This is a genomic window from Spirosoma sp. 48-14, assembly GCF_001898575.1.
Lineage (GTDB): Bacteria > Bacteroidota > Bacteroidia > Cytophagales > Spirosomataceae > Spirosoma.
Genome location: NZ_MKUD01000059.1, coordinates 35,496 through 42,397, shown reverse-complemented (window position 1 = coordinate 42,397; position 6,902 = coordinate 35,496). Strand labels below are relative to the sequence as shown.

At 43.7% G+C, this 6,902-nt stretch carries 4 protein-coding genes and 1 pseudogene (1 of these 5 only partly in view); all 5 read left to right on the top strand.

Features of this window, described 5'->3' with window-relative positions:
* A protein-coding gene (locus BGO59_RS26670) for an STAS/SEC14 domain-containing protein (protein ID WP_293688767.1) crosses the window boundary here: on the top strand, positions 1-194 show its 3' portion. It extends 184 nt beyond the left edge of the window; 194 of the gene's 378 nt are visible here — the last part of the coding sequence; its start codon lies beyond the left edge, outside the window; it ends in the stop codon at positions 192-194.
* Between the two features lie 110 nt (positions 195-304).
* Positions 305-1,183, top strand: coding sequence for a PE-PGRS family protein (locus BGO59_RS26665; protein WP_293688765.1), 879 nt, complete (start codon positions 305-307; stop codon positions 1,181-1,183).
* 540 nt (positions 1,184-1,723) lie between these two features.
* The gene (locus BGO59_RS26660) at positions 1,724-2,833 is read left to right on the top strand and encodes a BamA/TamA family outer membrane protein (protein WP_293688763.1); all 1,110 of its coding nucleotides are present in this window, start codon (positions 1,724-1,726) and stop codon (positions 2,831-2,833) included.
* A gap of 238 nt (positions 2,834-3,071) precedes the next feature.
* Entirely contained in the window at positions 3,072-4,139 is a 1,068-nt protein-coding gene (locus tag BGO59_RS26655) for a cytochrome c peroxidase (RefSeq protein WP_293688761.1), read from the top strand.
* Between the two features lie 2,156 nt (positions 4,140-6,295).
* Positions 6,296-6,538 (top strand): annotated as a pseudogene (locus BGO59_RS26650) (IS3 family transposase); the annotation flags it as partial.
* Between the last annotated feature and the right edge of the window lie 364 nt (positions 6,539-6,902).

Genomic DNA, 6,902 nt, shown 5'->3' with positions numbered 1-6,902 from the left:
ATTTTCAGTTTGATCTGACAGTAACCGCCGATTTTTCGGCCATCGCCCTGGTGGGTAGCACCGCTAATATCAATCAGGTCATGCCGGCTATGGAGGTCATTTTTCGTGCCGACATCCGAACCTTTCCCGAAGGAGAAAAAGGCAATGCCTGGACTTGGTTCTGCGGAAATCAATTCGAAAGGCCAAGTAAATAAAAAGGACTCAGGGCCAGATAGCCAGTTTCCGCAAATGGCCTGGTTCTGAGTTACATCGCGAAAAAAACAAGTCAAATCCATCTATTGAACCTAATCGATCGAACAAGACAATGACATCGACTCAACTCATTGGCCTACTCATATTGTCAGCTACTCTGTTGGATTGTTCTCCTCCTGTAAAAGAAAGTTTCCGGGACCAATTTGTTCCAATTCCTCAACGAATTCCGGTTGAACCAGGTCTACTGGATGAAGCCTCGGGGCTGGCCGCTTCTCAAACTATAGCTGGCCATTTTTGGGTAAACGAGGACAGTGGTAATCCCGCACAACTCAATCTGCTGGCAACAAATGGAACATTGGCTGGCCGCATACCCATCCCCGGAATCAGTAACCGGGACTGGGAGGAGATCGCCATTGGACCTGGTCCACAGGCTGGTGTTTCCTACCTCTATATAGGGGATATTGGGGATAATCAATCCCAGAATGAAATGAACTATGTGTTTCGGTTGGCTGAACCGAAAAGCCTAAGTGAAGCAGTTGGTCCGGTAGACCGAATTTCCTTTCGTTATGCCGATGGGGCTCGTGATGCAGAAGCCCTTTTGGTAGACCCACAATCCAATGACATCTGGATTGTTACGAAAGGTGAGGCCAGAGTACGGCTTTACCACTTGCCCTATCCACAGTCAGTTTCTACCGTAAACACGGCCACTTTTATGGGTGATTTGCCGCTTACTATGGTCACAGCTGGCAGTATTTCGCCAAAAGGGGAAGAGATCTTGTTAAAAACGTACCTGGGCGTCTATTACTGGAGACGGTATACTGGGGAAAGTATTGGCGACTGTCTGTTAAAAACGACCCCCACCCAGCTAAACTATTTACTGGAACCACAAGGGGAAGCTATTGCCTTCGATCAATCCGATTCCGGGTTTTATACGCTTAGTGAGCGTAGCAATGCTCCTGCTGTGACACTCAATTATTATAAACATCGCTAGTTGGCTCCTTGGTGCCCCACTTCTGCTTTTAAGCCTGGCAGCTGGATAAAGGTTAGGTTGCCTGGTCAAAGACAGTCGTTACTCCCGGCTAATCAATAGCATGGGCATGGGCTGGATCTAATCACAATAACATTGGCCGTAGTCGACCTTAGCATTCGAATACAATGAAAGAAACTATCATTCAATTACAGGTTCTGGTAGGGGCTATTTTCGCTTTAGCGCTGATCGGCTGGAGCCTTTATAGGCTATCTATCCTATTTGGGTGGAAAAAACCAAAAAAGAAGGCTAAGTCTACTAACCGACCTATCCCTGAAAAACCGTCCAGTCGTGTTCCCACAGTGAAAAAGCGGAACATAGTTCCATCCAAGAAAGATCTGTATACCGGGAAACGGATCTACAATACGAAACGACTAGGGGACTGATTGATCGGCTATGTCGGTCAGATTCATTATCCCAGATTGATTTAAAGCTATAAGTGTGAGAAACAAGGTGAAAGAGGTGGTATACCAACGAGTTCATTTAACCGTATTAATACTCCTAATGCTTGACTATACAGGATACTGCCAGTCTGGGGCTCCTGCCTACGCCCAACGCGGATTGGGTAAATTTATATATCAAACTTTGCATGATACCTCTGCGGAAGAATCTTCCCGTATTTTACTTTTTCCAACAGCAGGCTACTCGCCTGAAACAACGCTGGAAGCCGGACTTCGGGCCTTTTCTCTCTATCATGCCAGACAAGATACGGCTAATCGCTTAAGTGAATTAGTGCTCCACGGATTTGTAACCCTACGGGGGCAGTTTGGCGTACAGCTGGAAAATGCGATTTACTCCAACAATAACACCTATTTTATCCTGGGTAAAGCGCGTTATCAACAGTTTCCCTTACTATATTTTGGCAATGGGCCCCTGGCCACAGCGGGAAATCCCACCCTTGTCAGGTCGGACTATAGTCAATTTCGCCAACGGCTCCTTCGCAAGATCACCACGAACTGGTATGTTGGTCCAGAAATAGACCTTCAATCCATGCAGAATGTCCGGTTTGAAAACACGGATAGCCCTGTCATGAATTTGCCTCCAGGCAGTAACGGTTCCCTAACTTTGGAATTAGGAGGTAGTCTGATTTACGACACCCGAAAGAATGTCCTGACTGTTCGAAATGGACTTTTTCTGGAAATCACGGCGCTCCGGAATATAGTCAAAACGCAGGATTTTGCATTTCAACGGTTCTTTTTTGATGGTCGGTATTACCGTACCCTGGGTAGGATAAATCGAGTCCTGGCAATACAGGCAACCGGTATGTTTATTCAGGGAGAAGTTCCATTTAGTAGTTTAGCCTTATTAGGGGGTGAAAACACCATGCGTGGGTATTACCTAGGTCGGTATAGGGACAAAAACCTGCTGGCCGCTCAAGCTGAACTGCGTTGGTTACCCTTCACCTTTAGCCGTCGTTGGGGCGGAACGCTATTTGGAGGGCTTGGCACCGTGGCACCTCAAGTGAGAAGCTTTCATTTCAACCAGATCCGCTGGGCTGTTGGGGGTGGCTTACGGTTTCTATTCTTTCAAAAGAAAGATGTGTTTCTGCGGGCTGATCTGGGCATCACTCAGGAAGGTACTGGGTTTTATTTATCACTTGGTGAAGCGTTTTAAACGCTCAATTCCACCTTTGACGGGAAGGTGAGAATATGGGCAATTTACTGAAGAAAATGAAGCACGTTGGCTTAGGTTTTTTTTCGATTCAACGTCCGATGTTGACAAAGACGGTCAAAGGAGTTTGCCGTAAATAAGAACGGAAAGTAGCGTATTTCGTCCACCCGGCAAATCCAAGTGTTACACAATATAGTTGACTGAACCGATGAAGTACTCAGGTAAGAATACAAGCCTTTTGATGAGCCTACTCTTGTTTGGATTAGCGATCAGCTGTCAACCTATAAATAGGAGCAACGAACTGAGACCAGATTCAACCATCACTGAAGGGGAGGGAGTTACCTTTAAACCCACACCTGTTTCATTACGCCAACCCTCCAATTTTCCGCAACGGATTTATCCTATTGAGCAAAACCCATTAACTACCCAGGCCATATTACTGGGGAAAAGCTTGTTCTATGATAGCCAGTTGTCGCGAGATAGTACGATTAGTTGTGGGTTCTGTCACCAGCCCTTTGCTGGCTTTGTTCATTCGGACCATGCACTGAGTCATGGCATCAATAGTCGATTTGGTACCCGAAATGTCCCCAGTATTCAAAATATGGCTTGGAGTCGGGCTTTTTTCTGGGATGGTGGTGAGAAAAGCCTTGACTCACTGGTTATTAACCCGCTAACAAATTCGGCCGAAATGGATATGGCGTTCCCGGAGGTATTAGCCCGTGTGCAACGAAGCCCAAAATACCCCGGTATGTTTAAAGCCGCCTTCGGTTCTGATACTGTTACGGCAGATCGCTTTTTTAAAGCATTCTCCCAGTTTGTCCTCACCCTGGTTTCAGCAGACTCCCGCTATGACAAATACGTACGCCAGGAACCGGGGGGCAGTTTAACAGCAGATGAAGTAGCCGGATTAAGCTTATTCCGGCAAAACTGTTCCACTTGCCATACCACCGATTTATTTACCGATCATAGTTATCGGAATAATGGATTAGCGGTCAGTAGTATTAATGATCAGGGGCGGTACTTGATTACAGGACAACAGAAGGACCGGTTAACATTTAAAGTGCCCAGTTTACGAAATGTAGAACGTACGTTCCCGTATATGCATGACGGCCGTTTTTCGACCCTGGAGCAGGTGATGAATCATTATGCATCAGGAGTAACCAATAGCCCAACGCTGGATGAAAGCCTTATTCGGAATGGACAACTGGGAATACCGATGACTGAAGTCGAAAAAAAGCAAATCATCAGTTTCTTGAAAACACTTACCGATACAGCATTCCTGACAAACCGGACTTTGTCACCTAATTGATCGGATTAAAGTAAATCGAGAGTATTGAGATTAGGGACTTTGGCACCAATTGAAATTGATCCGGTAAAGCTATCCTGATCGGGGGAGTTGACAATTCAAACTCTCAATGTAAGCTTTCTTTGGCAGGACTGGAAGCCTAACAGTAGTGTCTTTCTGATAGAGCGGACTTTACTTCATTTACTGTTGGACTTAAAAAACTCAGCGAACGCTTTATAAACTGTTCCAGGCCTATGCATTTGCAAAATAGAGCTATTACACCATTGACAAATTCATCCCGAGTAACGAATTAGGTGCATTGGGGAACATAATTGGGTTTTATATGGCAGATTTAAGAGATGAAGATCTAGATAAACTTTTTAAAAAGGCAGTCTATGCCTTCAGGCCAAGCTTTGATTCAAAAGCATGGCAATCAATGAAAGTTCGTTTGGAAACCCAAAAGCGAACTAAGGGCATAGCGGGTCAATCGAGTCGGCTTTGTACCCTAGTCGCTATTGGGGCTATATTGCTTTTTCTACGGAGTTGCTGGTTTCAACCTAAAAAGTCAGCCCCGTATTGGATTCGAAAAAGCACCACGTCTTTGCCCAGAATGGAGAATCACAAATACAAAACTAGGTGGGCTTTTACGAAAGAAAGCCCGAAGTGAACCATAAACACGAGGTTGTCTTTGGCAGGTCTTAATCGAAATATATTACAACTATGTAGATCGGTGACCTTTCGAACTCGGTTAGTAAATTCGTTACGGACAGCTTACGTTTCAATTGTAAGATCGATTCATTTGACGATAGAAAGTTTACCAGAAATTATTACCCAACACCTTGTTATCTATGGATAAGTGCTTACTTAAATGGCTCGTCTTTTTTAGTTTCCAATGGGTTTGTCTCAACTCCGTCAATGGGCAGTCGATACGACTACTTTTTTCCAGCAGCGAAATTGAATCAGCCACTAAAAATGACTCGATAGTAAAACTGAATTACATACCCTTTACAGGGAAATTAAAGGTAAAATACCTTAATGGTACTGTTGATCGTATCCATTATTCTCGTGTTTGGGGTTATATGAAGAAAGGGAAGATTTACCGTCAGTTTAAAGGCTGGTTTTATGAAATCATAAATCTACAGAAGCCAATTACCTATCAAACGTTTCAACGTATTGGAGGTAACCTAAGAAAAGTCAATTTTACTAGCGAAACATTAGATAGCCCACTTTCGCCAAAATAAAGAGAAGGTTGAGGCTAAGTGGCTAATTTCTCATAAGCCAAGAAGCCTAGCACCACTATTTAGAGTGGTGCTAGGCTTCCTAATTTGTGGATTAATTCGTTTGAGGTTGATCACTAAAACAGCAAGAGGCCTATCGTAATAGGCCAAAAGGCCCAATTAATCACCTTTCTCGTGCTTGTGTGGCTTTAGTCCCGGATGTTTCGGTTGATTCTCTGGAGTAACCCGTCGTCTTCTATCAGGGGTACCGTCTGGTTTGTTGGGCTTTGGCCCTGGTTTAATTGGCATAAGAATGGATAGTTTTTAGGTAATGAGGTTTTAAGTATATTCTCTAATAATACTGCTTAAAACTTTATTAATAGCAAACAAATCTAAAAAAATAGTGGCAAAATTACAATTTCCGTTGCTTTTTCTGATTATTTCTTGGACTGCTCAGACCTTTATGCATGACTTTTAAGATGGAGGGCGGCCCATATGACTACCCATCCTGTAAAGCCGAGTAATGAGTATCCACAATTTCCTGAAAATCGAATTAGCCAACAGATATAAATTGGGCCTTACTGGAGTTGGATTAAATGGACAAGTAAGTTCAAAAATGTATTTATTAGCTCAGTACTATAAATGAAGCATTTTAAACTTTCTGTTTCCGGTTGATTTTCTGTAGAAACATGACGGAGAAGGTGATTAAGAACATGTTGGGGAATTATATTTTGTATGGAGTTAGATTCGCTGAATCATTAGTTGAATGTTTGCCAAATACAGCCAACTAACCGAAGATGATACTGTATACTCGTAGTCTTTGACGATTCGACGGAAGAACGGGGTCGCCCGTGCGATTTGTCCAAGCAATCGTGCGTTCAACTACCCAACGCTTGGTAACAGGGACAAAACCTTGGGCCGATTCGGGCCGCGAAGTTTTCTCAAACCTAAAGGGCGTCCCGGTGGTACACACGCTTTGTGCTGAGTTGGCGTTTATCGAATACTTTATTAGTTGATTTTTGCATTGACGCTTTACAGGGGGCACTTAGACGATGGAATAAGCCTCAGATTTTTAACACGGATCAAGGTAGTCAAATCACCAGCCCTCGTAATTTAGCACCTCCGCAAGCGGCTGAAATACAAATCAGTATGGATGGCAAAGGCCGAGCTATTGATAATATATTTATCGAGCGACTGTGGCGAACGCGGGGCTGCCCGTGCGGTGAAATACGAACACATATATTTAAATGCTTACCCTAATGGGTTGGCTTTAGAGCGCGGTTTGGCTGAGTATTTTTCATTTTTATAATTATAAATGCAAGCATCAGTCGCTGGATTACCAGACGCCAGCCCAATGGTATATTGAGGATATAAAAGTGTGAAACATACAATTCCTTAGTCAGCTGGTATTCTCTTAAATTGACCCGTGAAACAGTTGGGGAGCACAACCTATTTAAACGGCTTATAAATCTCAAATCTGGCCATTTTCAAAGATATTTACCCTCAAAATCGGCCCAGACCAATTAAGTTCCAACAATCTTAATGGACTCTTTCTAAATCTTGAACACCA

Coding starts and splice junctions, on each gene's coding strand:
- BGO59_RS26660 (WP_293688763.1), top strand. CDS start 1,724: ATGCTTGACTATACAGGATACTGCCAGTCTGGGGCTCCTGCCTACGCC.
- BGO59_RS26655 (WP_293688761.1), top strand. CDS start 3,072: ATGAGCCTACTCTTGTTTGGATTAGCGATCAGCTGTCAACCTATAAAT.
- BGO59_RS26665 (WP_293688765.1), top strand. CDS start 305: ATGACATCGACTCAACTCATTGGCCTACTCATATTGTCAGCTACTCTG.